This window comes from Deltaproteobacteria bacterium (assembly GCA_016218975.1).
Taxonomy (GTDB): Bacteria; Desulfobacterota; Deferrimicrobia; order Deferrimicrobiales; family Deferrimicrobiaceae; genus JAENIX01.
On sequence record JACRCO010000097.1, the window covers coordinates 1 to 26840 of the forward strand.

Below are 26840 nucleotides of genomic sequence, written 5' to 3' on the forward strand. Positions count from 1 at the left end.
AAGCCCGAACCGCCGTCGTCTTCCCCGTCCCCTTCTCGCCACGGATCAGGACACCGCCGATCGAAGGGTCCACCGCGTTCGCGAGAAGGCCCTTCTTCAGAAGCTCCTGGCCCACCATCGCGCTGAACGGAAACAGCCTCATAATCTCACCCTTTAAACTTGGATGGCGGAAAATGGGGAAAAGTGACGTCGCCCTTCGGAAAGGAACGCCGGCATCCGAATCATTCTACAACGGAAGGCAAGCCTTATCCCGCCGCCTCGCTACGAACCATGGTGAGAAAAGCGGGTTAAGGAAGCGTGGGGGGTTCCCCAGGGGGAAGCGCTTCGATGAATCCTGCGATGTGTTCCTCTATTTCAGGAGACAGCTCGGTCATCACCGCCGTCTTCTTTTCACCGTCGATGCCCTTCAGGAATGCGCCGCACATTTCGCACCGGTCGTGGTGTGTCCGGAACAGCACCGCCATGGTAGGGGAAAGACGGTCTGCGGCGTAGGCCCGCAGCAACGTTTCCACCTGCTCGCGTCGTTCCCTGGCCGCCCGTTCGACGTATTTCCCGATATCCAGGTTGTGCTCGCGGACTTTCTCCAGTATGAACGCCTTCAGGCGGTAACGGACTTCCTCGGGAATCTCCTCGGGACGGATCTGCCGGCAAAGGATGCGCGTCGTGTCGTAGGTGCGCAGGAAATTCATGCAAGGTTCGCATAGCTCGAGGTGGCGGGAAAATTCCTGCCGCAAGTGCTCTTCCATCGTACCTTCCAGGTAGTCGCCCAGCAGGTACACCAGTTCTTTGCAGTTCATCGCCGCTCCGTCTTCCCTTCCCTGAGATATACGGAAAGTCTTTCCCTCAGATACAGCCTTGCACGGTGGAGGCGGGACTTCACGGCGGGAACCGTCAGGCCGAGGATCTGCGCCGTCTCCTCGTTGGACATCCCCTCCATGTCGCTCAACACGAAGACCACGCGGTACTTCTCGGAGAGGTCCTCCGTGAATCGCTGGATCACCTGTCCCAGCTCCTTTTCCAGCGCCCGCCGTTCGACTTCCTTGCTCCAGTCGTCGATCAGGCTGGCATGCATGCCGTCCTCGGTGAACACCGGCATGAAATCCTCGATGGCCACCGTATCGGAACGGCGCTTTCCCCGGAGCCGCATGAGGCACGTGTTCACGCAGATCCGGTACATCCACGAATAGAGGGCCGAGTTCCCCTTAAAAGTGTGCGCCTTGCGGACCACCGTCAGGAAGACGTCCTGAACGGCTTCTTCTGCATCGCTGTCGTTCTTCAGGATGGACATCGCAAGGCTGTAGATACGGCCGTGGTACCGGTCGAACAGGGTTTCCGCAGCCTCTGGCGTGCCCTTGCGAAGCCCTTCCAGAAGAACGTTATCGTCGGCCACCCGTTCCGCGGGCATCGATCGCTCCTCGTTAGATTCGCCCGGCGATTACGGGTTTCGCCCCGGCGAACCGAAAAACAAGAATTACCACGAAATTCCGGACCGGCGCAAGGAGTGCAGGCAAATTTTCCATTGAGCGGCTTTCCCCTTGGCGCGAGGATGCGCTTCCCCTTATATTTAATGAAGGACCAACGGCTTCGACCGGCACGAAACGACAGAAAGGATCGAAAATGGGGAGACGCCTTTTCCTTGCCGCGCTTCTCGCCGCCGGGGCGGCGACATTTCTTTTTGCGGTCCTCCGGAAGCGGCAGGAGGAGTCCCCGGCGACCCCGTACTCCCGTCCCGAGGGAGGAGAAAGGGAGGGCGATTTCGAGCTTTTCATAGGCTCCTGATAACGCACCGATATGAAGTTGATGAGGGGACGGCCCTGCGGTGCCCGCGCCGGCAGGGCCGTCGATGCACCGTCCGAGGGGTGGGCGAGACGGCGCATTTCTGTTTCCTTGGATCCCGGTCTTACGAAGTTCCTTCCCGCAGGTACCTGCCCAACCTTTCCCTCAGGAACAACCTCGTGCGATGAAGGCGGGACTTCACCGCGGGGATCGAAAGTTCCATGATCCGGGCCGTTTCCTCGTACGAGAATCCCTGTACATCGCACAGGACGAACACCGAGCGGTACTTTTCGGGGAGAGTGTCCATGTATTTCTCTATCATCATCCCCAGTTCCTTCTGCAGCATCCGCCGCTCGACTTCCCTGCTCCAGTCCCCCGCGGGATTGGCATGCATCCCATCCTTCGTGAAGACGGGAAGGAACTCCTCGATCGGGACGGTGCCGTTCCTCCGCTGCCTCCTGACCCGCATCAGGCAGGTGTTGACGCAGATCCTGTAAATCCAGGAATAAAGAGCGGATTGGCCCCGGAACAGATCGGCCTTCCGGACCACCGTCAGGAATACGTCCTGCGCGGCTTCCTCCGCGTCGGCGTCGTTTTTCAGTATCGACTTCGCGAGGCTGTAGACCTTGGCATGATACCGGCTGAACAATTCTTCGACCGCGGCGGGGGTTCCCCGGCGGATCTCTTCGAGAAGAACCGCTTCCTCACGGCGGGAATCGGTACCGGCGACCTTTGCGGATACGACATCCCTGCCTTCCGGCATTCGCGCATATTCCAGGGTGGCGGTCTTTACGCCTTTTCCCTTATCCGCAAGGGGAATTTCATTCAATGGAAATCGGAGCTCCCCGGCTCGAAATCCATCGCGATGGACAGCTTCTCCCCCCATCCTCGACCTCTCTTTCCCATGCGATTCATTACCGCAGTTCGCCCGGAAGGCGAATCGTCTTCAATCGGCGTTATCTTCGCGGGCAGCCGGGTCCTTGATCAGCGCCTCGAGGGAGGCTTCCAGTTTCTGGATCGTCAACGGTTTCGGGATGAAATCGCGGACTCCCATCCTTATGGCCTCTTCCCGCAACCCGTCGCTGGGGTACGCCGTAATCAGTATCGTTACGGTGTCCTGTTGATATGGGCGCACCTTCCGCAGAAGCGTAAGGCCGTCGAGGTCCGGCAGCCAGTAGTCGCAGATGATTATGTCGGCCCGGTCCTTCGTTAGCGCATCAACCGCGGCCGCGCCGTTTTCGAAACTTTCGAGAACGCACCCGTGGTAACGGAAATACATCCGCAGTCCGTTCTGGATCCAGGGGTCGTCTTCTATAAGGACGATTTTCATGTTTTTCAGCTTCTCGTATATGCTCATGCCCGGTTTGCGCCTGGGTTCGTTTCCGCTCTGTTCGTTGGAAGTGAATGACATGTCCCTGTATCCGCAAGGGGCATGCCATGGAGGTGTAAATTTATCTATTCTTATAAAACCGGCAGGTTATAGGTATTTTTCCACAATCCGGACGTTGCCGCCGGCGTGAATATATCGAGAAATTGCGAAAAGGAATTCGAAAAAACCAGAAACCGGATGTGCTAAAGAGCACTAAACCTTCAATTTCTTCTTTCTGTATCGAAAAGTGTGATGATTGATGTTCAGCAGCACCGCCGCCTTGCTCTCGTTCCCGCCGGTCCGTTGAAGCGCCTCCTCGATGTAGCGTTTCTCGATCGATTCCTGGACAGAGGTCAGGTCTATCCCCTCGGGAGGGATTTCCGGGAAAGTCCTGTCTTCCGGCGCCTGCTTCATTTCACGTCCATCGTCCGAGGCGTCGAGACCGATTTCCCGGGCTGCGAGTACCTCTCCCGTGCCGATAAGCGCTCCGCGCTCGATGATGTTCCTCAACTCGCGGACGTTGCCCCTCCAACGATGACTTTTCAGCGCCGCTTCGGCGTCGGGGGAAAACCCCGTGTATCGCTTGCCGAACTTGCGGCTGAACTCGAGAAGAAAATAGCGCGCAAGGGGAACGATGTCCTCGGGACGGTCGTTCAGCGACGGCACCTCCACCATCGCCACTGCAAGCCGGTAGTACAGGTCTTCGCGGAAGAGCCCTTTCTCGATCATCGCACCGAGATCCTTGTTCGTAGCGGACACCACCCTTGTCCGTACATTGTGAACCCGGGTTCCACCCACCCGGTAGAATTCCCCCTCCTCGAGGAACCGAAGAAGTTTCGCCTGCGCTTCCATGCTCATGTCCCCCACCTCGTCGAGGAACAATGTGCCGCCGGCGGCATGCTCCACCAGCCCCTTCTTGCCCGCCGCGCTCGCGCCGCTGAACGCCCCTTTCTCGTAACCGAACAATTCGCTCTCGATCAGCTCCTTCGGGATTGCGGCGCAGTTTACGCTCACGAACGGGCCCTTGAAATTCGGGCTCCGGTAGTGGATGGCGCTTGCGATCAGCTCCTTCCCGGTGCCGGTTTCCCCCCGGATCAGGATCGGTGTGTCGGGGCTTTTCGCCAGTGTCTTCACGAGGTCCATGACGTCCTGGATCGTCTCGCTTTTGCCTATGAATCCGGGGAGGTTATCCCTTAAGGCGCTTTCCTGAAGATTCCGGATCTCCTTTTTAAGCCGTACGGTCTCCAGCGCGTTCTCGATGCTGACTTCGAGCGTATCCACCTGGAGGGGCTTGACGATGTAATCGTACGCCCCGTTCTTCATCGCGGTGACGACGCTCTTGACGTCGTCGTAAGCGGTTATCACGACCACCTGCGCTTCCGGGCAGATCGTCTTGATCTCGCGCAACGCGTCGAGCCCGCTCATGACTGGAAGGCCGAGATCGAGGAGTATGAGATCGGGAGAGGATTTCTTGACAGCCGCCAGCGCCTCTTCCGCAGAGGGGAAAGTCTTTGTCCGGTATTTACCTTTTAAAATATGGGTCAGCCCGGACCGGATCGTTTCCTCGTCGTCGACGATATAGACCGAATAGGCGATCAAGCGACTACCTCGCCTTCCCCGGCGGGAATCTCGATCCGGAACTCGGCCCCGCCCAGCGGGCCGGCGGCGACCGACAGAGTTCCGCCATGGTCCCCGATCACGCGACGGCAGAAACTCAATCCTATCCCGTACCCGTCCTTCCGCGTTGTATAGAACGGGGCGAAGATCTTGTCGCGTACCGCCTGCGGCACCCCCGGGCCGGAGTCGGCCACACGGATGACGATCTTCCCGTTCTCGACGACGGAAGAGATCTCTATGGTCTTCGGCGCCGCGGCGTTTTCCATGGCCTGCGCCGCGTTCGATATCATGTTGACGAGAACCTGTGCGATAAGCTGATGGTCGGCCCGGCAACGCGGATGGTCCTTCGGCAAGGAACGGACGAGCGTAATCCCGATCTTGCGAAGATGCGTCGACGTGAAGTCGATCGCCTCCTCTATCGCAAGGTTGATGTCTATGGCTTCCATGCGCGGAGCACGGGTTTGGGTAAAACCCATGACCTTCTTTATCACATCCTCGATCCGGGAGGAGGCCGAATGAAGCTGTTCCATGATCCGTCGGATCGCCTCCTTCCTCTCCTCATCCTGCAACTCGGGGGCCTCCTGAACCTCCTCCAGCGCCGACAGGTAAATGTTTATCCCGGACAGGGGGTTCCGGATCTCGTGAGCGATGCCCGCCGCAATCTGCCCCAGGGACGCCATCTTCTCCTGGGCCATGAGCTGGAGCTCCATCTCCTTCCGGCCGGTTATGTCCACCATGCTCAAAAGGGTGCAATTTTCGCCACTGTATACCAGCGGGATGGCCCGAAGATGGACCCAGCGCATCTCCGTCCCTTCCACGGACTTCCCGTACGGGAAAAATCGAAGGTCCGTCTCGAGCGACCCGGTGCCTCCCACCGATACCGCTTCGCATAGCCTTGCGAACCTCCCCGAGTCCTCGGGGTGGACGTCCCTGAATTCACGAAGGTCGAATTCTTCCGGGATCGACCCGAAGAGACGCCGCTGCTCCGGGTTGATGAACAGAACCCGTCTGTCCCTGACAAGGGACACGCCCACGGGAGAGTTCTCTATCAGCGTGCGGAAACGAGTCTCGCTCTCGTGCAGCGACACGGTTGTTTCCTTCAGCTTCCCGGTCATTAGATCGAAAGACGCCGACAGCGCGCCGATCTCGTCTTCGGACGAAATTCCGATCCTGTGATCGAAGTTTCCGCTCCCGACGATCCCCGCGCCGTTCCGCAGCCTTTCAAGCGACCCCGTCAGTTTATTAGTCATGCCGAGGAGCAACGTAGTGCAAACAACCACGGCGGCAGCCAGCAACACGATGACAAGGTAAGAGATCCGCCGCTGGCCGGCAATGATTTCCTCGCTCATCAGGATGGTCAGGCGGGATGCGTCGGCCTTGGCGGCGCGGGACCGGATGAGCACCTGGCCAAGGAGCCGCCGCTCGGCCTCCTCAATCAGGCGGGCGTCACCGGCGGAACCGTGGAACTCGCGGTTGGAAACCAGCTTCAGGAACAGGACCTTTATCGTCTCCGTGTTCCTGGCAATGCCTTCCACGAACTGCCGCCGGCGCCGGTCTTCGAAAGTCAATCCGGCTATAAGATTTTTCGTTTCCTCGTGTTTGATGAAGAACTGCCGGACCGGCCTCTCCTCGTGGTAAAGGATATAGGTGCGGACCAGGCCGTTCAGCTCGCTCAACTCGTTGCTGATCCGGTATGCGACGATCTCCTTATTCTCCAGCGAATTTATGGACCTGTATGAGGAGAACATGCCTGCTGCCGTCACCAGCGCCATCAGCGCGGGGATAAGAGACGCCATTGCGAGCTTTGTCGATATCCTCATGGCGTGCCCTTATTTCCCCACGATGAGAACGGCCTCGGGCCGGACCGCCCGGAGCCCCTTCGCGTCGATGTGATCGAGGAAATTCGGGGCTTTCCCCGCGCCGCCGGTCCCCTTGCGATTCATCCACCTGGCCTGGTCTTCCAGGTAACTCAGAAGGGTCTGGTCGAGCTGCAAGGTGAACTCCATGTCCGTCCATTCCATCCCGAAGTCGCTCATGCTCATCCCGCAACATTTCACGGCGATGGCCATGGCCTCCTCCGGCCGTTCGTCGATCAGCCGGTTGGCCTTGAGTATCGCCCGCAGGAACCTGGCGATCATGTCGGGATCCCGCCCGGAGAGCTCCATGGAAGTCACGACGTTCCACGTCATCGTGTAGAGCCCCGGCTCGTGAAGAACGACGCCGTTGCTTCCGAGCTTCTCCCGGAGGATTGTCGTTTGGGGCGGCCATGTGCTGACGGCGTCGACCTCCCCGTCCAGCAGCGACCGGACCACCTGTTCCGGGGCAAGATCCACGATCCGGACTTTCCCCGGATCGACACTGGAAGTCGTCAGGTATATATCGAGAAAAAAGTCAGCGGCTGTCCACGCGACGCGGCCGACCTTTTTCCCCTTGAGGTCTCCGGGCTTCGATATCCCCCTGTCCTTTCTTGCGACGATCAGCATCCCCCGCTCTACCTCGGCGACGGTTGCGATCACCGCAAGCCGCTTCCCTTCGAGCGCAGCCCGGGCGATGGGCGTTTCCGTTGAAGTCGCGATGTCCGCCTTACCCGAAAGGACGGCGTTTATCCCCAAGTGGCCCGATAGGTAGGAATCGAGGGTCGCATCAAGTCCCTCTTCGCGGAAATACCCCTTTTCCTGCGCGATGTATAACGCGACGGATGCGGGCCATGGAGTTACGGCGATGGTGATTTTTTTCATTCCTGCCGGTCCGGTGCGCGCGGGGCCCCGGTCGCAGCCGGTGGCGAAGGACGCAACCGCAAGGAGCAGGAGGGACGCCGCAATATGCGCCGAACCTGATATCCCTCTCATACCTGCGCATTTCGTGGTTCGACGGGTATCTCGATCCGGAACTCGGCCCCGCCCAGGCGGCTGCGGCCGACCTGCAGAGCCCCCCCGTGGTCCTCGATCACGCGGCGGCAGAAACTTAAACCTATCCCGTACCCGTCCTTGCGCGTTGTGTAGAACGGGTCGAATATCCTGTCGCGTATCTCCTGCGGCACCCCCGGCCCGGAGTCTGCCACCCGGATTACTATTCTCCCGTCCTCCGGAATGGTGGAAACTTCGATGATTTTCGAAGCCGCGTTCTCCATAGCCTGCGCAGCATTGGCGATCAGGTTCATCACGACTTGAGCGATGAGGTCCGGGTCCGCCGGGCACTTCGGAAGCGGAACGATTGCGGTCCTGTCCAGCACGATCCCGCTCTTGCGCAACGTCAGGGCGGTGAAATCGACGGCGCTCTCGACGGCGACGCTCAAATCCACCTGCTCCTTCCGGGGAGAGGACGGACGGACGAAATCCATGATCTTCCTTATGACGGATTCTATCCTGTGAGAGGCGGACTGGATCTGAAGGACCACCTCCCCAGCCTCCTCCCTTGCCTGGGTTTCAATGCAATCCGCCTCCAGCAGGATCTTCCCGAGCGCCGAGAGGTATATGTTGATCCCGGAGAGGGGGCTTCGGATCTCGTGGGCGATCCCCGCGGCGACATGGCCCAGGGAAGCCAATTTCTCGCGGATAACGAACTGGCGCTCCATCTCCTTCAGCCGGGTGATGTCCACCATGATCGTGAGGAATGCTACGTCGCCGTACGCCCCGATCGGGGTGGCGCGGCAATGCACCCATCGCATATCGGCGTACTCTGTCGATCCGCCGAACGGGTAAAAACGAAGATCCAGGGTCGGCGGTTTCCGTTCTCCAGATAGGACCGCGTTGCAGAACTCCTCGAACATCTTCCTGTCTTCCGGGTGGATGTCGGGAAATTCCCGCAAGGCGTAATTCTCCGGAATGCCGCCGAACAGCCTTTCCTGTTCGGGATTCATGTAGCCGATCCTTCCGTTCCGGAGGATGAAGATGCCGACGGGCGACTCCGTAACCAGGGAGCGGAACAACTCCTCGCTCCTCTCAAGATCCGCCTCCGCCCTCTTTCTCTCCGTGACGTCGACGAGGCAGAAGATCAGCGCGCTCACCTTGCCGGCGGGGTCCGTGATCGGGAGAAGGCTCCAGTCCCAGTAGGTCACCCCCCACTCGGGATGATCCGGGAACTCGAACGGCTTGGCGACGACATTGAACGGCACGCCGGTTTCCACGACCTTCCTGAAGATCGCCTCGTTTTCAGCGTGTGGATAGAGATCGAAATGGTTCTTCCCGGGGAAGAACTCCGGGGGATAGCCGCATCCGTCCGCGTATGCCTTGTTGACCCGGATGAAGTTGAATTCCGGGTCCAAATACACGACGCAAAGGTGAATGTTCGAGAAAATATTTTCCAGCAGCGCCATGGATTCCCGGAGCGCCTCTTCCGTCTTCAGGCGGTACTCGAGCTCCGCCCGCAGCCGGTCGGCGAGAACGGAAAGTTCCGCCGTGCGCTCGGCCACCCGCGTTTCCAGCGCCTCCTTCGCCGCCTTCAATTCGACTTCCGCTTTCTTGCGCGAGGTGATGTCGCGCATGTAGAGGCGGGCGATCCGCGAGGCGGGAAAGAGGGAGACGTTTCCGGCGAAAGTCATGTCCTTGACGGTCACTTCGTGGTGGATAACCGTTTCGCCGATGCCATCCTGACCGCTTGTGATGACGTCCAGGCCGGGAGGGAGAAACACGGCGGCATCGCCTATCTCCATCCCGAGTTTTTTCAGTGTCTTTTCGGTCGCCGGATTGAAATAGACGACCTTCCCCGAATAATCCATTTCGAGGACGGGATTCGGATTCAATTCCGGGAACGAGGCAAGATGCCGGATATGCTCTTCCACACGTTTACGATCCGTGATGTCCCGCATGATTCCGGTAAAAAAAACCTTCTCCCCGGCTTTCCAGCTCGCCACCGACAGTTCGACGGGAAATTCCCCGCCGCCTTTATGAAGTCCCGTCATCTCGAGGGTCTTTCCGAATATATGGGATTCTCCGTCGGCGGCCGCCCGGCCCATTCCGTGTTCATGCGCTTCCCGCAGGCGCGGAGGGATGATGGTGGACAGCGGTCTTCCGGTTATCTCATCCGCCGCGTAACCGAACATCTTCTCCGCTCCCTCGTTCCACAGGGCGATGGCGCCGTTCCCGTCGACGGTCACGATCGCGTCGTTCGCAGTCTGCGCAACGGACCGGAACCGCTCCTCGCTCTCCTCAAGCGATTCGAGCATCCTGGCGTTCAACAGGGCGATCGCCGCCAGCTCTCCGAACGCGGATGCCATCCTGGAATCCCCCTCCGTGAACCCCCCCGGCTTGTTGGCAAGGCCGATAAGGCCCACCACCTTCTTTTCGATCAGCAGCGGGGCGAACATGACGTTTTCCAAATGAGCATGTCCTTCGGGAAGGAACCTGGTCCACTCGCTGCGGGAGAAATCGTTGTCGAAAACCGTCGTTCCGGCGCGGAAAGCCTCCCCGCGAAGCCCCCGTATCGGCATGGGCAACGAAGGATCGACCGTGCAGGAGAGCCCGCCTGAATCAAGGAACGCTATTTCATTCTCCGTCCCGTCCTTCGACAGCAGGGCAACGTAGCCCGCGGCGGCGCCGACCAGTTCCTTGCAGGAGAGGAATATGGACCGCGCGGTATCCTCGAATCCGCGTTGCGCCAGGACCGATCGCGCACCTTCAAGGAGCGCGGCAAGCTCCGCCTGGCGGATTTCCAATTCCTGCTTGGTATCAAGCAGCATTTTCTCCGCAAACTTGCGATCCTCGAGCTCCTGCCGCAGCCTTATGCCCAGCTCGTGCTTTCGGACGAGGTCGGTTGCGACGACCGCCCGATATATCAGGTAGAAGGAAAGGATCTCAAGGTAATGACCGGCCAGATTGGTCAATCCGTAAACGTCGGTGTACAGGGTAAGCAGAAGCTCGGTTCCGGTTGCGGCGACGATGGAAGCGACGAGGAGCTGCAGAACTTCGGGGTCGATCCGGCCCTTTTTCTTCGCGAGAAATGCGATCGAGGCGAGGAAGACGCCGGAGATAACGTATTCGCTGATTATTTTGAACGGCGTCAGTCCGCTCCCCTCGACGAAACAATCCGGGAAGATCCCCCATGAGAAGATCGAAGCGACCAGGAAGGCGGCGACCGAGGCAAACGATGCTAAAACCAGTCTATGGTTCAGGCGTTTTCCGATGAATGCAGGAGCCGCCAAAAAGGTAAAGGCCATGAGATACCGCATGGCGATCCAAAGTTGTGTCGGCAGGTTCGCGCCGTACCCCGGAAACACCCCCATGCCCTTGTAGGACAACAGGTGGAGGAGGTCAATGAACGCGAAAAACAGTGAACCGATTCCGAGAAACAGGAAATATCCGGATTCGGAATCGCGCCGTGTGTGCCAGGAGACCATGAAGACGGTCCCGGCGACGGAAACGCTGAACAGCTCCGCAAAACTGTGGAAGAGAAGATAACTGTATCGGCTGGAAAGGAAGAGGCCGATGAAAACGAGAGTCCCTATGATGACGTGATGGCGTTTCGGAAGAGAAGAAGGCTTCCGTTCCATCCCCCCTCCTATCCGCCGCCGGTAACGTCGCCGGCGGCGATGCGCGCAACCTGCCCGTGTGCCATCGTGCTTCGCGAGGGTCCGTTTTTACTATGTTTTTCCATTTGCAGCGCTAAGACTTTGAATTTTATCATCCTGCGGCATCGCATTCCCTTTCTTTTTTCGGGCCGGAGAGAATCCGGCGGCTGCGGCTGCGTCTCCAACATGGTGAGACACGCGAATGAATCGGATGAGGAAAATGCATCATGGCGCCAATAAATTTCCCCCAGCGCGATGAATCCGCGGATGACCGTAACGTAACGAAACTTCCCCCCCGCCCCTCCTCCCTGGAGGGACGCACGCTCGGCGATTACACCATTTCCGTTAAAGACGAGAAACCCTTGCGCCGGATCGGCTGGACCGGGTTCCGCCTATTCCTTCAACGCCCGGACAGCCGTCATTGCACCGGCCCGGTGATCGAGGGGATCCACAGCTCCGGAGGCAAGGGGGTGAAGCCGTGGCTGGACATCGAATATCGGGAAGACGTGGATTTTTCCGAGGGGGAAGCGACACGAGAGGGGATCTCCCTTCGCCGCCTCGGGCTGGACGCGGATCTGTTCGGCACCCTGGAGAGGCTGATCCCGCCCGGAGGGCACATCATGGTTTCCTACGAAACGGATGGAGCGATCCACCGGGAAACCCTGCGCCTCCTTGACGCAGGCGTCCCTCCTGCCGCGACCCCGATGGGCTTCCTTCTTTTCCGGTCGGGGTTCACGCTCGTCAAGAACTGGTACCTGGCCGAGGGGGGGCACGAAGGACCGCGCAAACTGTGGGGGGAAAAGGCGCCTGACACGGAATGGGAGGCGACATTCCGGCAAAGGACGGAGCGACAGGTACGGGAGTTTCTTGCGCGGACCACCGGCCACGGTTCCGCCGAACTTGACGAAGAAGCCCGAATTCGGGCGGAAGCGATTTTAGCGTTCTCCGGACGTGGCAACCCTTAAATGTAACGTCCTTTGCATCCTCCTTCCCCCGAACCGCAATTCTCACCATGATTCATTGTATTGCGGCTTGCTGCCATGGACGGACCTGTATCCGCCGCAGTAGCGGATGCATGGTAAAAATGGGGGCAAGTCCTGCGTATTCAATAAAGATTTCTGCGGCCGTTTCCGAAATCCTAATTGTCCGAGGGGTTCGGCGGCAGGAGGCAGGCGATTTTCGATTTTGCCACATTCCGTATGAGCGAAATGATCGAATGCGGTTCCGCGATCCGCGGTATGGGCGCGGGTGCCGGCAGTATGGAGGAGGCGGCGGGGCGTATCGTTCGATATTTGCACGAGAATTTCGGAGACCGGCGTACCGGTGCACAGTCCTGCGCACTCGTGCGGCTTTACAGGACGTGCCCGTACGGAGAGCTGGACGGTGAACTCAAGTATTTCGCGCGACGCCTTGGCGGTGGTGCTGAAATATCCCCCGAAACCAAATGCCTGACGTTACTTGCGACGGCGGGGGACCGGTCCGAATGGAACTCCCGCGAAAGTTCCGAGGGACACAAGGCCGTTCCTTTGCCGAGCGCCAAAGTCGTCTCGCAGGCCCCTATGATCTCGCAGCTCATCGTCCAGTTCGGCCTCGATATCGGTGACGTGGTTAGACCCGATCCGGCGGTTCTCCTTGAACTGGAACAGAAAACCTTCAACGTCTTCCACGTCGAAGAAGCCGCCGGAAGCCCATACGTCCCCGCGCAACAGGACTTCGTAGTGAAATTCGGGATCAGGTCGGTCCTCGGGTTCGGAGGAATGCTGCCCGACGGGAATCTGTTCGCTATCATCATGTTCTCCAGGACCGTCGTTCCGCGGGAAAAGACGGACATGTTCAAGACCTTGTCCTTGAGCGCGAAGATCGCCTTGCTGCCGTTCGCCGGCGGAACGGTTTTCGCCTGATGAGGAGAGGCGCCGCAAAAGCTCCGGTGAATAGTGGCGTTCGGACGATCTCCGAAGTCTGGAAACTGAAATCGCACGTTGCCGGGCTGGAAGAGCTTCTCAAGACGTTCGAGCAGGCTTCCCTGGAGCAGGCCCGCAGCCTGGAGTTCAAGAACATAATCCTCGAAACGCAGCAGGAAGCCTCGATAGACGGCATCCTGATCGTCGACGAAAACGGCGTCGTGATATCGCATAACAGGCGATTCGCGGAGATGTGGGGCTTTCCGCCGGAGTCGCTCCTTCACAGGAACCATGCCGAGGCGATGCGACCGATTCTGGGAAAGCTGGGCGACCCGGAAGGCTTCGTCGCGAGACTCGGGCACCTCTACGAGCGCAGGGAGGAAAGTGGCCGCGACATGATCCCGCTTGCGGACGGCCGGCTGTTCGACCGGTACACTTCCCCCATGATGGGACCCGACGGAACGTATTACGGAAGGGTCTGGTACCTCCGGGACGTGACCGAGCAAGCCATGGCGGACAAATCGTTGAGGAAACTGTCCGTCGCCGTGGAAGAGTCCTCCGACTGGGTCCTCGTGACCGGACGGGACGGCAGGATCGAGTACGCGAACAGGGCCGTGGAAACGATGTCCGGATACCGGAAAGAGGATCTCTTGGGGCGGACGCCCGGAATCTTCAGGTCCGGCAGGCACGACGAATCCTTTTACAAGGAAATGTGGGAGACGATCCTTTCCGGCCGGACATTCAGAGGGATAATTTCCAACAGGAGGAAGGACGGGGAGCTGTTCGAGGTTTTCCATACGATTACCCCTCTCAAGGACGGCAAGGGAGAGATAACGAATTTCATCTCCATGGCGAAGGACGTTACGCAGCAGAAAATCCTCGAGGAGAGGATCCACCGCCTCGCTTATTACGACGACCTGACAGGATTGCCGAACCGCGTATTGCATGCGCAGATGATGGCAAGGACGATAGAAATCGCCAGGCGGCACAAACAGAAATTCGCCCTGCTTTACATGGACCTCGACAATTTCAAGCGGATCAACGAAACTTTCGGGCACACCGCCGGCGACATGCTTCTGAAATCGGTCTCGCAAAAGCTGTCGAGCTTACTCCGCAGCAGCGATTACGTCGCCCGTTGCGGGGAAGAGAACGTCGATGAAATCCTGTGCAGGCCGGGCGGTGACGAGTTCCTGGTTCTGCTGCACAACGTATGCGAGGCGCAGGATGCCGCCAGGGTAGCCCGCCGCATTCTCGCGGAATTGTCCGCTCCATGGGACGTGAGCGGCAGGGAAGTTTTCATTACCGCCAGCATCGGCATATCGCTTTACCCGGCAGACGGGGAGACCGTGGACAACCTCCTGAAAAACGCGGATGCCGCCATGTACCATGCCAAGGCGGAAGGCAGAAACAACTACCAGTTCTACTCGCAATCCCTCAACGCTTCGGTGCTGGAGCTGCTGACGCTCGAAAGCGAGATCCGAAAGGGGATGGAACGGGGCGAGTTCACTTTGTATTACCAGCCGAGGCTCGACGCAACGACCAGATCGATAACCGGCATGGAAGCGCTGATCCGCTGGAACCATCCCGAAAAGGGCCTTCTTTTTCCCGGGAAGTTCATCTCCGCCGCAGAGAACAGCGGCCTTATCGTCCCGATGGCGGAATTCTCGCTCCGCGCCGCTTGCGCGCAGCTTAAGACATGGCTGGATGAAGGCCTGAAACCCATCACCGTTGCGGTAAACGTATCAGGACGCCAGTTCGATCAAAGGAACCTTGTCGAGGTCGTGGACGGCGTATTGCGGGACACGGGGCTCCCCCCCCGGCATCTTGAGCTTGAGATAACCGAGAGCACGATCATGCGGAATCCCGAGGACGCCGTCCGAACATTGCTTTCCATGAAGGAGAGGGGGATCGGGATCGCTGTCGATGATTTCGGGACAGGGTATTCGTCGCTGAACTATCTGAAGCGCCTGCCTTTGGATTACCTGAAAATCGACCAGTCCTTCGTCGCGAACCTTCCGTCGAGCCGAAGCGACGGGGCAATCGTCCGGGCCACCATCGCCATGGCGCACAGCCTGAACCTGAAAGTCATCGCGGAGGGGGTTGAGACGGAGGAGCAGATGGCCTTCCTCTGCGAGCACGGTTGCGACGAAATCCAGGGGTTCCTCTTCAGCAGGGCAGTGCCGCCCGAGGAATTCCCGGAACTCCTTGTGAAAGAATCGCTTTAGTCTTGACGGCGCTCACTCCACGGTGACGCTCTTGGCGAGGTTCCTCGGCTGGTCCACGTCCGTGCCTTTCAGCACCGCCATGTGGTAGGCAAGGAGCTGGAGCGGGACGACTTCGAGGATCGGACGGGCGAATCGGCTGCACTGCGGCATGTAAAGGATGTCTTCCGCTTTCCCCGCAAGTTGCGAGTCCCCATCCGTGCCCAATGCTATCACGCGCCCGCCCCGGGTGCGGGCCTCTTCCAGGTTGGACAGGGTCTTTTCGTAGGATTCCCCCTGCGCGCAGAGAACGAGCACCGGCATCCGCTCGTCGATCAGGGCGATAGGCCCGTGCTTCATCTCGCCCGCGGGGTACCCTTCCGCGTGTATGTAGGAGATCTCCTTGAGTTTCAGCGCCCCTTCCAGCGCAATCGGGTAGGAGATGCCGCGGCCAAGATAGAGGAAGTCCCGCGCATCCTTGTACTTCCGCGCGATCCCGGCGATGCAGGACTCGTTTTTCAGTACTTCCTCGATCTTCTTCGGCAGTTCGCTCAGATCGAGGAGATGGGCCGCGACTTCATTTTTTGAGAGCATCCCCCGCGCCGCCGCAAGATGCAGCGCGAGGAGATACAGCGCGGCGAGCTGCGTCGTGAACGCTTTCGTTGAGGCCACGCCGATCTCGGGCCCCGCGTGCGTGTAGATGACGCCGTCCGACTCACGTGCGATCGTCGACGAGACCACGTTGCAGATGGAGATCGCGATCGCCCCCTTCCCCTTCGCTTCGCGCAAGCCCGCAAGCGTGTCGGCCGTTTCTCCGGACTGGGAAATGGGAATGCAAAGGGTGTCCTTCCCGACCACCGGGTCGCGATACCGGTATTCCGATCCGAGGTCCACCTCGACCGGGAGGCGCGCAAGCCCCTCGATCATGAATTTGCCGACGAGTCCGGCATGCCAGGACGTGCCGCAAGCCACGATGACCACCTTCTCCAGGCGGCGTAGCAGATCGTCGGGCAGCGGCAGGGTCTCGAAAAATACTTCTCCCGAGTCCGGCAGCATCCGGCCTGCCAGCGTGTCCATGATCCCCCTCGGCTGTTCGTGTATCTCCTTTAGCATGAAGTGGCGGTACCCGCCCTTCTCCGCCATTACAGGTGACCAGTCGATGTGCTGCGGATTGCGGACCCGCGGGTTCCCGTCGAAATCGGTGACCCTGGCCCCGTCCAGCCCCGCGACGATCATCTCGCCGTCCTCGAGAAAGAGGACCTCGCGCGTGTGGGACAACAGTGGCGGCAGGTCGGAAGCAAGGAAGGTCTCGCCGTTCCCGACGCCGACAACCATGGGGCAGTTAAGCCGCGCGCCGACGAGCGTCCCCGGCTCCTTGCCCGAAATCGCCAGGAATGCAAATGAGCCGCGGAGCTGCGATGTGGCGCGCTGAACGGCGCCTTCAAGAGAAAAACCCGCGGAGATGTATTCATCGAGGAGATGGGCTATCACCTCCGTGTCCGTCTCGGAGTCGAAATGCCTCCCCTTCGCCTGGAGGCTGCTTTTCAGGGCCTGGTGGTTTTCGATGATCCCGTTGTGGACGACGGCCACGTTCCCGGACAGGTGCGGATGCGCGTTTATGTCCGATGGGCGGCCGTGGGTGGCCCAGCGCGTGTGCCCGATGCCGCAGGTCCCCTCGACCGGCTCCTTTCCGACCAGTTCCACAAGGCGCGCGAGCTTGCCTTCGCTTTTTCGGATGGCGATCCCTCCGCTGTCCTGCACGGCGATGCCGGCCGAGTCGTATCCCCGGTACTCCAGTTTCCCGAGGCCGTCGAGGAGGGCCTTGACGCATTGTTTAGGGCCGGTGTATCCGACGATGCCGCACATTACTTCGGTACCTCCGAGGGAAGCTTCGGGATCTTCAATCCCGCTTTTTTCAACAGCTCGGGCTTCTTTCGCGTCACCCAATCCTCCAGGATCCTCTGCTCCGCCCGCGACAGGGCAAGCGAGTACGGGGGGACGTCTTTCGTTATCGTCGCGCCCGCTCCTATCAGCGCCCCCTTGCCTATTGTGACAGGGGCGACGAACTGCGTATCGCTTCCGACGAACACCCCGTCGCCGATGACCGTCGTGTGCTTGGCGATCCCGTCGTAGTTGCAGGTGATCGTCCCGGCGCCGATGTTAACCTTCTTCCCCACAAGGGAGTCCCCGACGTAAGCCAGGTGGTTCGCCTTGGACCCCTTCCCGAAACGGCTCTTCTTCACCTCGACGAAGTTGCCGATGTGCGCCCCTTCCCCGATGTCGGCTTCCGGGCGAAGACGGGCGAACGGACCGACTATCGCCCCTTTGCGTACGCGCGCCCCGGTGAGGACCGAGTACGGCAGCAGGTGCGCGCCGTCGTCCACCCTGCTGTTCTCAATCACGCAACCCGCCTGTATCCTGACGCCCCGCCCGATCCTTGTCGAGCCGGCGAGCGCGACATTGGGCTCTATCGTCGTATCGGCGCCCACGGAAACTTCCGGCTCCACGTAAGTCCGCCCCGGATCTACGAACGTCACTCCTGCGGCAAGCAGCGCTTCGACCTTCGCCCGCAGTAGTATCGCCGTCGCCTCGGCAAGCTCCCTCCGGGAGTTTATCCCCCGCACTTCATCCGGATTTCCGGCCACGACCGGCACTACGATCTTGCCCTCCTCGAGCGCCTGCACCACCAGGTCCGTCAGATAGAATTCCCGCTGTGCATTCACGTCGGTCAGGCGCGGAAGGTTCCGCGCAAGGAAGGCGCGATCGAAGACATATGTGCCTGAGTTCACTTCCCTGATCTTCTTCACCGGGGAGTCGGCATCCCGCTCCTCTACTATCCGCGCGACATTTCCTTCCGGGCTTCGAACGATTCGGCCGTACCCCGCCGGATCGGGGAGGATCCCCGTCAGCACGGCGGCAGCCGCCTTTTTCTTCCGCCTCGCAGCAATAAGGGCCCGGAGCGTTTTCGGCCGGATGAGGGGCGCGTCTCCACAGAGCACGACGACCTCCTTCACCCCCGGGGAGACGGCCGAGAGGCCCACCCGGGCGGCATCCCCTGTCCCGAGCTGGCGTTCCTGCACGACCGACTTGCCGCCGAACCGGTCCACCGTCTTCATCACGACATCTTTCGCATGGCCCAGGACAAAAACTATTTCCGGAATGCCGGCCTTCGCCGCCGCGGACGCCACGTGCCACAGGATCGGCTGTCCCAGCACGTGGTGGGCGACCTTGGGAAGAGCGGATTTCATCCGTTTTCCCATCCCCGCCGCCAGAACGATCGCGGAAACCTCATTCATCGACCTGCCCCTTTACGGGATGATAAAATGCCTTGAACCGGTATCCTCCTGAGTTTACCGGTTTTTATCGGGGAATGGGAATGGTGAATGGCGAAGACATGAAAGTGCTTCTGGACCGGATCGAGACGGACATCGCCGAGGTCAAACGCCAGTACGACCTCTTTTTCCAGGGCGTACGCCGCCAGGAGCCGTCCGAGACGCGCCGGGAGGTGGAGGAAACAGTGCGCCGGATGGGGCAGCGCAGGATCAGCAACAGCAACGACCAGTTCCGGTTCAACAATCTGCAGAGCCGATTCTACTCTTATTCCAACCTATGGATACGCACCGTCCGGGACCTGGAGGAAGGACGGCTGGTGCGCGACCGGTCCGGCCTCCTCTTGCGCGTCCATGCGGCAACTAGGACACCGGTCGACCCCGCCCATCTCGAAAAAATCCTCCGCGAGCTGCTTGCGGCCCGCAGGGCATGCGGCCTTCCCGCCGAAGATGCCGACATCGCCCTGGCGCGGGAAACGCTTTTAACGCGCGCCAGGGAACTTGCGGAAAAAGCCGGAGGCAGAATAGTGGAATTCCGGGTGAGCGTGGAGGAGGGGAAACCGAAGGTGAAAGCGGTCCTGCACTGACGAAGCAGGCCTGTAATATCGCATCAACTTCCCTTATCTCCCGGACCGTAGAAGATCCTGTAGATCGCTCCCGCATGGTCGTCCGACACCAGAAGAGAGCCGTCGGGCATCTGCTGCACATCCACCGGGCGGCCCCACGCCTTGCCTCCCGTAAGCCACCCTTCCGCGAATATTTCGTAACTTTCGGCACGGTTCCCCGAAAGCGTGACGAGCGTGACCCGGTACCCGATAGGCGTCGAACGGTTCCAGGAGCCGTGCTCAGCGATGAAGATGCCGTTCCGATATCTTTCCGGGAACATCGATCCTGTATAGAACCTCATTCCGAGAGATGCGACGTGCGGACCAAGCTCTCTTTCAGGCGGGGTGAAAACATGCCCCGCTCCCTTCGTTCCGAAGTCGGGATCGGAAATGCTTTTCCCGTGGCGGTAGGGGAACCCGAAATGGAGCCCCTTCCGCGGAGCGCGATTAAGTTCGTCCGGAGGGCGATCGTCTCCCAGCCAGTCCCGCCCGTTGTCCGTGAACCATAGCTCTTTCGTCGCCGGGTGCCAGTCGAATCCCACCGTGTTCCGGACGCCGGATGCGAACAGCTCGAGCCCCGTCCCGTCTGGTTTCATCCTGTGGATCGCGGCGTACCTTGGATCCTTCCGCTCGCAGGCATTGCACGGAGCGCCGACGGGGACATACAGCATCCCGTCAGGACCGAAGCGGATGAATTTCCATCCGTGGTGCGTATCGGACGGTAACGCATCGCTTACGACCGCAGGTTTCCCGGGATTTTCAAGCCGCGATTCGATGCCGTCGAATCGCAGGACCCGGTTGATCTCGGCTACATAGAGGTTCCCGTCGCGGAAGGCGACGCCGTTAGGCATATTGAGCCCGCTCGCGATGACGATCGCCCTGCGTTTCCCGTCCGGTCCGGGCGCAGCGGGAATCGCGTACACACGGTCCTTGCGCGTCCCGACGAAAAGAGTCCCCTTCTCGCCGAGGGCCATGGAGCGTGCGCCGGGCACATCGCCCTCGTAGACCTCGATCCTGAAGCCTTCGGGGAGCCGGATCGCATTCAGATTCGCATCGGCCCGGCATCCCGGCGCGGCGGTGAGAATCCACGCGATAACGGCGGCTATCGAAAGGAACCGGGAATACATGGAAATAGGATTGCGGGAAGGAGAAACCTGTTTCCGGAAAAAACGGCCTGCGGGGATGCAGTGGATCTCGAATGCCGGTATCTGTTTACTGTGCGGCGGCCGCCCTCCAGGGATCCGTTCCCGAAGAGACCGAGCATAGAGAGGTCCAATGCGCCCCGCCAGGCGAGGCGCCCGTCTGAAGCGTACCACGTGGTACGGTGAAGGAGGGCAACGAAGCCTGCGGGGATGCAGTGGATCTCGAATGCCGGTATCTGAGGGAATGGATCCCTGGAGGGCGGATTACTCCGCGGCGGACATCCGGACGATCGCCCGCCGAAGGGCGGCATGGGCTTTCCGGTACGTGTCCTCGTCCAGCGTGATTTCCTTAAGCATGGCCTCGGCCCGTTCGTGCGCACGCCGGGCGCGCTCCAAATCGATTTCCTCGGCCCTCTCCGCCGTGTCGGCCAGCACTACCACCTTCTCCGGCTCCACTTCGGCGAACCCGCCGCCCAGTGCGATTTTCTTCACCACGTTCCCCTTGCGATAGCTCAGGATCCCTATGTTGAGGATCGCGAGGTAGTACGTGTGCTCCGGGAGGACGCCGAATTCCCCCTCGAAGCCGGGGGCGATCACCTCGTCCACGTCGTCCGAGATGAGTATGCGTTCGGGGGTGACCAGTTCCAGTTTGATCGTCGAAGCCATCCGTTACCTTCCCCTGCCGTCCTGCGAAACGGGCTTTGTTTCTTCGTTTCCCTGCGAAGCGGGGGCGTCAGACCGCGAGGAGCTTCTTCCCCTTTTCGATCGCTTCCTCGATCGTGCCGACCATGTAGAAGGCCTGTTCGGGAAGCTCGTCGTGCTTCCCGTCCACGATCTCCTTGAACGACCGGATCGTGTCCTCGAGGCGCACGTATTTGCCCGGAATCCCGGTGAACTGTTCGGCGACGAAGAACGGCTGCGACAGGAACCGCTGGATCTTGCGGGCCCGGGTGACCAGGATCTTGTCGTCCTCGGAAAGTTCGTCCATCCCCAGGATGGCGATGATGTCCTGGAGGTCTTTGTACCGCTGGAGAACTTTCTGCACGGAGCGGGCTACCTGGTAATGGTCCTCGCCCAGCACCAGGGGAGAGAGGATCCGCGAAGTCGAGTCGAGCGGGTCGACGGCCGGGTAGATCCCGAGCTCCGCGATCTGCCGGGAGAGAACGGTAGTGGCGTCCAGGTGCGCGAAAGTCGTCGCCGGAGCCGGGTCGGTCAAGTCGTCCGCGGGGACGTAGATCGCCTGGACCGAGGTGATCGAGCCGCGCTTCGTCGAGGTGATCCGCTCCTGGAGCTCGCCCAGGTCGGTTGCCAGCGTGGGCTGGTAGCCGACTGCCGAGGGGATGCGTCCCAGGAGGGCCGACACTTCGGAGCCCGCCTGGGTGAACCGGAAGATGTTGTCGCTGAACAGGAGCACGTCCTGCCCTTCTTCGTCGCGGAAGTATTCCGCGGCCGTCAGGGCCGACAGTCCCACGCGGGCGCGCGCGCCGGGCGGCTAGTTCATCTGACCGTACACCAGGCACGCCTTCTCGAGGACCTTGGACTCCTTCCACTCGAGCCACAGGTCGTTCCCCTCGCGGGTCCGCTCGCCGACGCCCCCGAACACCGAGTAGCCGCCGTGCTCGATGGCGATGTTGTGGATGAGCTCCATGATGACGACCGTCTTGCCGACGCCGGCGCCGCCGAACAGCCCGATCTTACCGCCCTTCGAATAGGGGGCGAGGAGATCGACGACCTTGATCCCCGTTTCCAGGATCTCGACCTTGGTGGACTGCTCTTCGAAGGAGGGGGCGTGCCGATGGATCGGGTACCGTTTCTTCGCCAGGATCTCGCCCATCTCGTCGACCGGCTCGCCGATCACGTTCATGATGCGGCCCAGCGTCTCGGGGCCGACCGGAACCGTGATGGGGCCGCCCGTGTCGGTCGCGTCCATTCCGCGGACCAGGCCGTCGGTGGAATCCATCGCGACGCAGCGGACGATGTTGTCGCCCAGGTGCTGCGCAACTTCGACGATGAGGTTCCCTTCCTTGTCGCTGATGCTCGGGTTGGTGATCTTGATGGCGTTGTAGAGCGCCGGGAGCTGGCCGGGCTCGTACCGCACGTCGACCACCGGCCCGATCACCTGGACGATTTTTCCGCTGTTCATGGTCTCCCTCTTCCTCCTTCGACTGGCCTTGAAGAACTATCCCTTGAGCGCTTCCGCCCCGCCGATGATCTCCATCAACTCCTTCGTGATGGTGGCCTGCCGCGCGCGGTTCATCTGGAGCGTGAGCCGCGCGATCATGTCCACCGCGTTGTTCGTCGCCGAGTCCATCGCGGACATCCGGGCTCCGTGCTCTCCCGCCACCGACTCCAGGAGCACCCGGAAAAGCTGGGTCTCCACGTACTTCGGCAGCAGTGCGGCGAGGATCTCCTTCTGCGAGGGTTCATACAGGAAGTCGATGTCGCTCCCTGCCGCCTGCTTTTCAGTCCCTCCCCGCTCGACGGAGATGGGGAAGAGCCGTTCGAACCGGATCACCTGGGAGATGGCCGACCGGAACTCGTTGAACGCCACCTGGACCTCGTCGAACTCCCCATCGAGGAAGCCCCCCACGAGATCCTTCGCGAGCGTGCCGGCATGCGCGTACGAAAGGGACCCCAGAACGCCGAGATACTCCTTGCACGGGGAAACGCCGCGCCTGCGGAGGAACTCCCGGGCCTTGCGCCCCACAACGAAGACCGAAATCTCTTCGTATTTCTCCCGGTTGGCCACGAGGAAACGGTACGTTGCGCGCAGCAGGTTCGAGTTGAACCCCCCGCACAACCCGCGGTCCGTGGTGACGACGAGTAGCGCCAGCTTTTTCGTTTCCCGCGCCGCCAGGAGCGGATGCGCATCCTCCCCCACGCGGGCGGCCAGCGCCTGAACGACCTCGCGCATCTTCCTTGCATACGGCCTTGCGGCGACGATGGCGTCCTGGGCGCGCTTCAGCTTCGCCGCCGACACCATCTTCATCGCCTTGGTGATCTGCTGCGTGCTCTTTACGCTTCCGATCCGTTTGCGGATCGCGCGGAGGTTCGCCATCGTTTCCCCGTAGCCCCTTTGGCCGGTGTCCCGCTATTCCTTGAAGACGCCCTTGAAATCCTCGAGGGCGGCGGTGAGCTTTCCCTTGACGGCGTCGTCGATCGTCTTCTTCTCGCGCAGGAGGGACAGGGTGTCGCTGTGCTTGTCCTTCATGAAGGCCGCAAGCTCGATCTCGTAGCGCCCCAGCGAGGAGACCTCATATCCGTCGGTGAAGCCGTTCGTCGCCGCGAAGACCGTCACGACCTGCTGCTCGACGGGCTGCGGACAGTACTGGTCCTGCTTGAGTATTTCCACCAGCCTGGCTCCGCGGGCGAGCTGCATCTGGGTCGCCTTGTCGAGGTCGGAGCCGAACTGGGCGAAGGCGGCCATTTCGCGGTACTGGGCCAGCTCCAGGCGGAGGCGGCCGGCGACCTGCTTCATCGCCTTGATCTGCGCGTTGCCGCCGACGCGGGAAACCGAGAGCCCGACGTTCACCGCGGGGCGGACGCCGGCGTAGAACAGGTCGGCCTCGAGGTAGATCTGGCCGTCCGTGATGGAAATGACGTTCGTCGGGATGTACGCGGAGACGTCCCCGGCCTGCGTCTCGATGATGGGAAGCGCAGTCAGGGACCCGCCCCCCTCGGAATCGGACAGCTTCGCCGCCCGCTCGAGCAGCCGGGAGTGGATGTAGAAGACGTCGCCCGGGTACGCTTCGCGTCCCGGCGGGCGCCGCAGCAGGAGCGAGAGCTGCCGGTACGCCACGGCGTGCTTTGAAAGGTCGTCGTAGATGCAGAGGGCGTGGCGGCCGCTGTCGCGGTAGAACTCGCCGATCGTGCATCCCGTATAGGGGGCGATGAAGTTGATCGGGGCGGACTCGGAAGCGGTCGCCGCCACGATGATCGTGTATTCCATCGCTCCGTATTGACGGAGCTTCTCCACCACCTGCGCCACCGTCGAGCGCTTCTGCCCGATCGCCACGTAGACGCAGATGACGTTCTGCCCCTTCTGGTTGATGATCGTATCGAGGGCGACGGCGGTCTTCCCCGTCTGGCGGTCGCCGATGATGAGCTCGCGCTGCCCGCGCCCGATCGGTATCATGCCGTCGATGGCCTTCAAGCCCGTCTGGAGCGGCTCCTTCACCGGCTGCCGCTTCACGATGCCGGGGGCCTTGATCTCGATGAGGCGGTAATCCTTCGTTTCGATGGGGCCCCTGCCGTCGAGCGGCTGCCCCAGGGGGTTCACGACGCGCCCGACCATGGCGTCGCCGCAGGGGACCGAAACGATGCGGCCCGTCCGGCGGGCCACGTCCCCTTCCTTGATGAGGGAGTCGTCGCCGAGCAGCGCCACGCCGACGTTGTCCTCTTCCAGGTTCAGCACCATCCCGCGGACGCCGCCGGGAAGCTCGAGCAGCTCCCCTGCCATCGCCCGTTCCAGCCCGTGGATCCGGGCGATGCCGTCGCCGACGGAGAGCACGACTCCGGTCTCCGCGACATCGACGCGCTTTTCGTACCCCTTGATCTGGCTCTTGAGAATTTCTGTGATTTCTGACGCGCGGATGCTCATGGCGACTGCCTCACCCCTTCCGTAGGTTTTCCCGGATCTGGGACAATTGTGTTTTGACGCTTCCGTCGTAGACCGTGGAGCCCACCTTCACCACCATTCCGCCCAGCACGGCGGGGTCGAGCTTCTCTTCCAGTTCGATACGCTTCCCCGTCTGCCGTTCCAGCACGCTCTTGAGGAAATCCCGCTGCGTGCCCGGTAGAGGGGCCGCGGAGACGACCTCGACGCGCTCGATCCCTTCCAGTTCCTCCACCAGGTGGCGGAGCTCGGAGAGAATCTGCCGAAGCGCGCTCATCCGGCCCTTCTCGATGAGAAGGCGCAGGAAGTTCGCCGTATCCGGCAGGAACCCCTCACCGGAAACGGCGGCGTCCAGGGCTGCGAGCTTGTCGCGGCCGTTTATGTGGGAAGCTTCAAGCGCCTCGCGGAGAGCGGGGACCTCGGAAAGAAGGGCGGCGAACCGGTCCACTTCTCCGAGGACGCGGCGCACCTGCCGCTCCTCCCGCCCGATGTCCAGCAGCGCGCGGGCGTACCGTTTCGCCAGGCCGCTGCCGATCAACGCACGACCTCACGGATCTTTTCTATGTTCTCCCTCACGAGCCGCTCCTGGTCCTCCGGAGTCATCGCCTTCCGGACAATCTCCTCCGCCGCGCCGGTGGCGAGGGCGGCCGCCTCGCGGCGCAGCTCCTCGCGGGCCTTCTTCACTTCCTGGTCCGCCGAGAACTGCGCCTGGACCCGGACCCGCTCGATTTCGGCCTGCGCCGCGGCGTGAATGCGCAGCGCTTCATCATCTGCCTCGGCCTCCATCTTCCGGTTCATCTCCGCTATCTCGCCGGCGAGTCCCGCCACCCGCGTCTCGATGGCGGCGAGTTTCGCGGCTGCCTCTTCCCTTGCCCGCGATGCGTCCTCGATCGACTTGCGCAGCATCTCGCTCCTCTCCTTGAGGAACGAGGAAAGCGGTTTCTTGAGGAAGTAGACGAGCGCCCCGACGAGGATCGCGAAGTTTACGAACTGCTTGACGATGTCTCCCCAGGGGATGCCGCCGTGATGGCCGCCCGCGGCTTCGGATGCGAAGGCGGCGGCGGCGAACGCAAGGAACGCAGCGGAAAGGACCGGAATCATGCCACCGGCCTTCCAAGCACTTTTGCGGCGATCTCCACGGCAAGGAGGGATACTTCGGCCTGGAGAGCTTTCGATGTCTCGGCTTTCTCCGCGTCGATCCGGGATTTCATATCCTCGACCTTGCTGTTGCACTCCTCCAGAACTCCTTCGATCCGCTTCCGTTCCGCGCGGCCCGATTCCTCCATTTTCCTGCGTTTCGAGGCGAGGGCGTCTGCGGACGCTTTCTTAAGGGAGTCCTCGTAACGCGCCGTCTTCGCCTCGGCGTCGGAAAGCAGCCCTTTCGATTCCTCCACCGGAAGGATCGTGCGGCGCTCCCGCTCCTTGAACGTCGCGAGGATCGGGCGGATCAGCGTGGCGGAAAGGATGAACACAAGGACCACGACGAGCGCCATCTGGAGAAAAGCCAGCTGGCTGATCTCGAGCGTCTGGAGAATTTTTCCAACAAGCTCCATGAGTCCCGTACCCCCCGGGGTTCCCAAACAGGCAAGCGGTCGGCTGGAAATACTTGAAACGGGAAATTGGTATCACGCAGGGGAAGGCGTGTCAAGAGTAAAACGGGAATGAAGAACGGGGAAGGTCCCGAGTTCTCTTATCATCCTTTACATGATTGTCGGATATTCAGGATGCTTTTCGGCCAAAGAGAGCCCTCGTTCAGGACCGTCCCTAAAAAAGCAAGGGC

Annotated in this window: 23 protein-coding genes and 1 pseudogene; 5 read left to right on the top strand and 19 right to left on the bottom strand. The window is 60.9% G+C overall.

All coding sequences use genetic code 11. From position 1 onward, the window contains the following. From HY896_13610 to HY896_13620, 3 genes are all read right to left on the bottom strand, one after another. Window positions 1-142: magnesium chelatase (locus tag HY896_13610; protein MBI5577383.1), on the bottom strand; the 142-nt coding region annotated here is incomplete at its 3' end. Window positions 143-287: 145 nt separating this feature from the next. After that, complete coding sequence (locus tag HY896_13615) at window positions 288-797, bottom strand: zf-HC2 domain-containing protein (GenBank protein ID MBI5577384.1); 510 nt, start codon at window positions 795-797, stop codon at window positions 288-290. Continuing rightward, the gene (locus HY896_13620; GenBank protein ID MBI5577385.1) at window positions 794-1405 is read right to left on the bottom strand and encodes a sigma-70 family RNA polymerase sigma factor; all 612 of its coding nucleotides are present in this window, start codon (window positions 1403-1405) and stop codon (window positions 794-796) included. Before HY896_13620 ends, HY896_13615 begins: the two co-directional genes overlap by 4 nt. Before the next feature lie 212 nt (window positions 1406-1617). Between HY896_13620 and HY896_13625 the strand changes: the two genes are divergently transcribed. Beyond that, window positions 1618-1779, top strand: coding sequence for a hypothetical protein (locus HY896_13625; protein MBI5577386.1), 162 nt, complete (start codon window positions 1618-1620; stop codon window positions 1777-1779). A 121-nt stretch (window positions 1780-1900) separates the two neighbouring features. Here the strand turns inward: HY896_13625 and HY896_13630 are convergent, their stop codons facing one another. The 6 genes from HY896_13630 to HY896_13655 form a co-directional block, all read right to left on the bottom strand. Beyond that, window positions 1901-2605, bottom strand: coding sequence for a sigma-70 family RNA polymerase sigma factor (locus tag HY896_13630; protein MBI5577387.1), 705 nt, complete (start codon window positions 2603-2605; stop codon window positions 1901-1903). Between the two features lie 117 nt (window positions 2606-2722). Further along, window positions 2723-3187: a response regulator gene (locus tag HY896_13635; GenBank protein ID MBI5577388.1), complete on the bottom strand. Its 465-nt coding sequence runs from the start codon at window positions 3185-3187 to the stop codon at window positions 2723-2725. Between the two features lie 171 nt (window positions 3188-3358). Then, entirely contained in the window at window positions 3359-4744 is a 1386-nt protein-coding gene (locus HY896_13640; protein ID MBI5577389.1) for a sigma-54-dependent Fis family transcriptional regulator, read from the bottom strand. After that, the gene (locus HY896_13645) at window positions 4741-6582 is read right to left on the bottom strand and encodes a PAS domain S-box protein (protein ID MBI5577390.1); all 1842 of its coding nucleotides are present in this window, start codon (window positions 6580-6582) and stop codon (window positions 4741-4743) included. Before HY896_13645 ends, HY896_13640 begins: the two co-directional genes overlap by 4 nt. 9 nt (window positions 6583-6591) lie before the next feature. Then, complete coding sequence (locus tag HY896_13650) at window positions 6592-7611, bottom strand: NrtA/SsuA/CpmA family ABC transporter substrate-binding protein (protein MBI5577391.1); 1020 nt, start codon at window positions 7609-7611, stop codon at window positions 6592-6594. Further along, window positions 7608-11249 (bottom strand): PAS domain S-box protein, encoded by a 3642-nt coding sequence (locus HY896_13655; GenBank protein MBI5577392.1) that lies wholly within the window; start codon window positions 11247-11249, stop codon window positions 7608-7610. Before HY896_13655 ends, HY896_13650 begins: the two co-directional genes overlap by 4 nt. A gap of 245 nt (window positions 11250-11494) precedes the next feature. Here HY896_13655 and HY896_13660 point away from each other — a divergent pair, with 245 nt between their 5' ends. The 3 genes from HY896_13660 (at window position 11495) to HY896_13670 (ending at window position 15393) form a co-directional block, all read left to right on the top strand. Next, window positions 11495-12232 (top strand): DUF1122 family protein, encoded by a 738-nt coding sequence (locus tag HY896_13660; GenBank protein ID MBI5577393.1) that lies wholly within the window; start codon window positions 11495-11497, stop codon window positions 12230-12232. A 234-nt stretch (window positions 12233-12466) separates the two neighbouring features. Next, window positions 12467-13168: a hypothetical protein gene (locus HY896_13665; protein ID MBI5577394.1), complete on the top strand. Its 702-nt coding sequence runs from the start codon at window positions 12467-12469 to the stop codon at window positions 13166-13168. A gap of 26 nt (window positions 13169-13194) precedes the next feature. Continuing rightward, window positions 13195-15393 carry an EAL domain-containing protein gene (locus HY896_13670; GenBank protein MBI5577395.1) on the top strand — a complete coding sequence of 733 codons (2199 nt, stop codon included), beginning with the start codon at window positions 13195-13197 and terminating at the stop codon, window positions 15391-15393. 12 nt (window positions 15394-15405) lie between these two features. Here the strand turns inward: HY896_13670 and glmS are convergent, their stop codons facing one another. Together glmS and glmU are read right to left on the bottom strand one after the other, a co-directional pair. Beyond that, window positions 15406-17235 (bottom strand): glutamine--fructose-6-phosphate transaminase (isomerizing), encoded by a 1830-nt coding sequence (gene glmS / locus HY896_13675; GenBank protein MBI5577396.1) that lies wholly within the window; start codon window positions 17233-17235, stop codon window positions 15406-15408. Then, the gene (gene glmU, locus HY896_13680; protein ID MBI5577397.1) at window positions 17235-18665 is read right to left on the bottom strand and encodes a bifunctional UDP-N-acetylglucosamine diphosphorylase/glucosamine-1-phosphate N-acetyltransferase GlmU; all 1431 of its coding nucleotides are present in this window, start codon (window positions 18663-18665) and stop codon (window positions 17235-17237) included. Before glmU ends, glmS begins: the two co-directional genes overlap by 1 nt. An 80-nt stretch (window positions 18666-18745) precedes the next feature. Between glmU and HY896_13685 the strand changes: the two genes are divergently transcribed. Next, the gene (locus HY896_13685) at window positions 18746-19285 is read left to right on the top strand and encodes a hypothetical protein (protein MBI5577398.1); all 540 of its coding nucleotides are present in this window, start codon (window positions 18746-18748) and stop codon (window positions 19283-19285) included. A gap of 23 nt (window positions 19286-19308) precedes the next feature. Here HY896_13685 and HY896_13690 read toward each other — a convergent pair whose 3' ends face one another. The 8 genes and pseudogenes from HY896_13690 to HY896_13725 all read right to left on the bottom strand — a co-directional run bounded on the left by HY896_13690 (window position 19309) and on the right by HY896_13725 (window position 26613). Then, on the bottom strand, window positions 19309-20430 hold the full coding sequence (locus tag HY896_13690; protein MBI5577399.1) for a sorbosone dehydrogenase family protein: 1122 nt from the start codon (window positions 20428-20430) through the stop codon (window positions 19309-19311). A 279-nt stretch (window positions 20431-20709) separates the two neighbouring features. After that, window positions 20710-21111 carry a F0F1 ATP synthase subunit epsilon gene (locus HY896_13695; GenBank protein ID MBI5577400.1) on the bottom strand — a complete coding sequence of 134 codons (402 nt, stop codon included), beginning with the start codon at window positions 21109-21111 and terminating at the stop codon, window positions 20710-20712. Between the two features lie 67 nt (window positions 21112-21178). After that, window positions 21179-22588, bottom strand: a pseudogene (gene atpD, locus HY896_13700) (F0F1 ATP synthase subunit beta). A gap of 36 nt (window positions 22589-22624) precedes the next feature. Next, window positions 22625-23503 (bottom strand): ATP synthase F1 subunit gamma, encoded by an 879-nt coding sequence (atpG, locus tag HY896_13705; GenBank protein ID MBI5577401.1) that lies wholly within the window; start codon window positions 23501-23503, stop codon window positions 22625-22627. Between the two features lie 33 nt (window positions 23504-23536). Beyond that, window positions 23537-25045 carry a F0F1 ATP synthase subunit alpha gene (locus tag HY896_13710; GenBank protein ID MBI5577402.1) on the bottom strand — a complete coding sequence of 503 codons (1509 nt, stop codon included), beginning with the start codon at window positions 25043-25045 and terminating at the stop codon, window positions 23537-23539. Window positions 25046-25055: 10 nt separating this feature from the next. Next, window positions 25056-25598, bottom strand: coding sequence for an ATP synthase F1 subunit delta (atpH, locus tag HY896_13715; protein MBI5577403.1), 543 nt, complete (start codon window positions 25596-25598; stop codon window positions 25056-25058). After that, window positions 25595-26161 (bottom strand): ATP synthase F0 subunit B, encoded by a 567-nt coding sequence (locus HY896_13720; protein ID MBI5577404.1) that lies wholly within the window; start codon window positions 26159-26161, stop codon window positions 25595-25597. Before HY896_13720 ends, atpH begins: the two co-directional genes overlap by 4 nt. Continuing rightward, on the bottom strand, window positions 26158-26613 hold the full coding sequence (locus HY896_13725) for a hypothetical protein (GenBank protein MBI5577405.1): 456 nt from the start codon (window positions 26611-26613) through the stop codon (window positions 26158-26160). Before HY896_13725 ends, HY896_13720 begins: the two co-directional genes overlap by 4 nt. Between the last annotated feature and the right edge of the window lie 227 nt (window positions 26614-26840).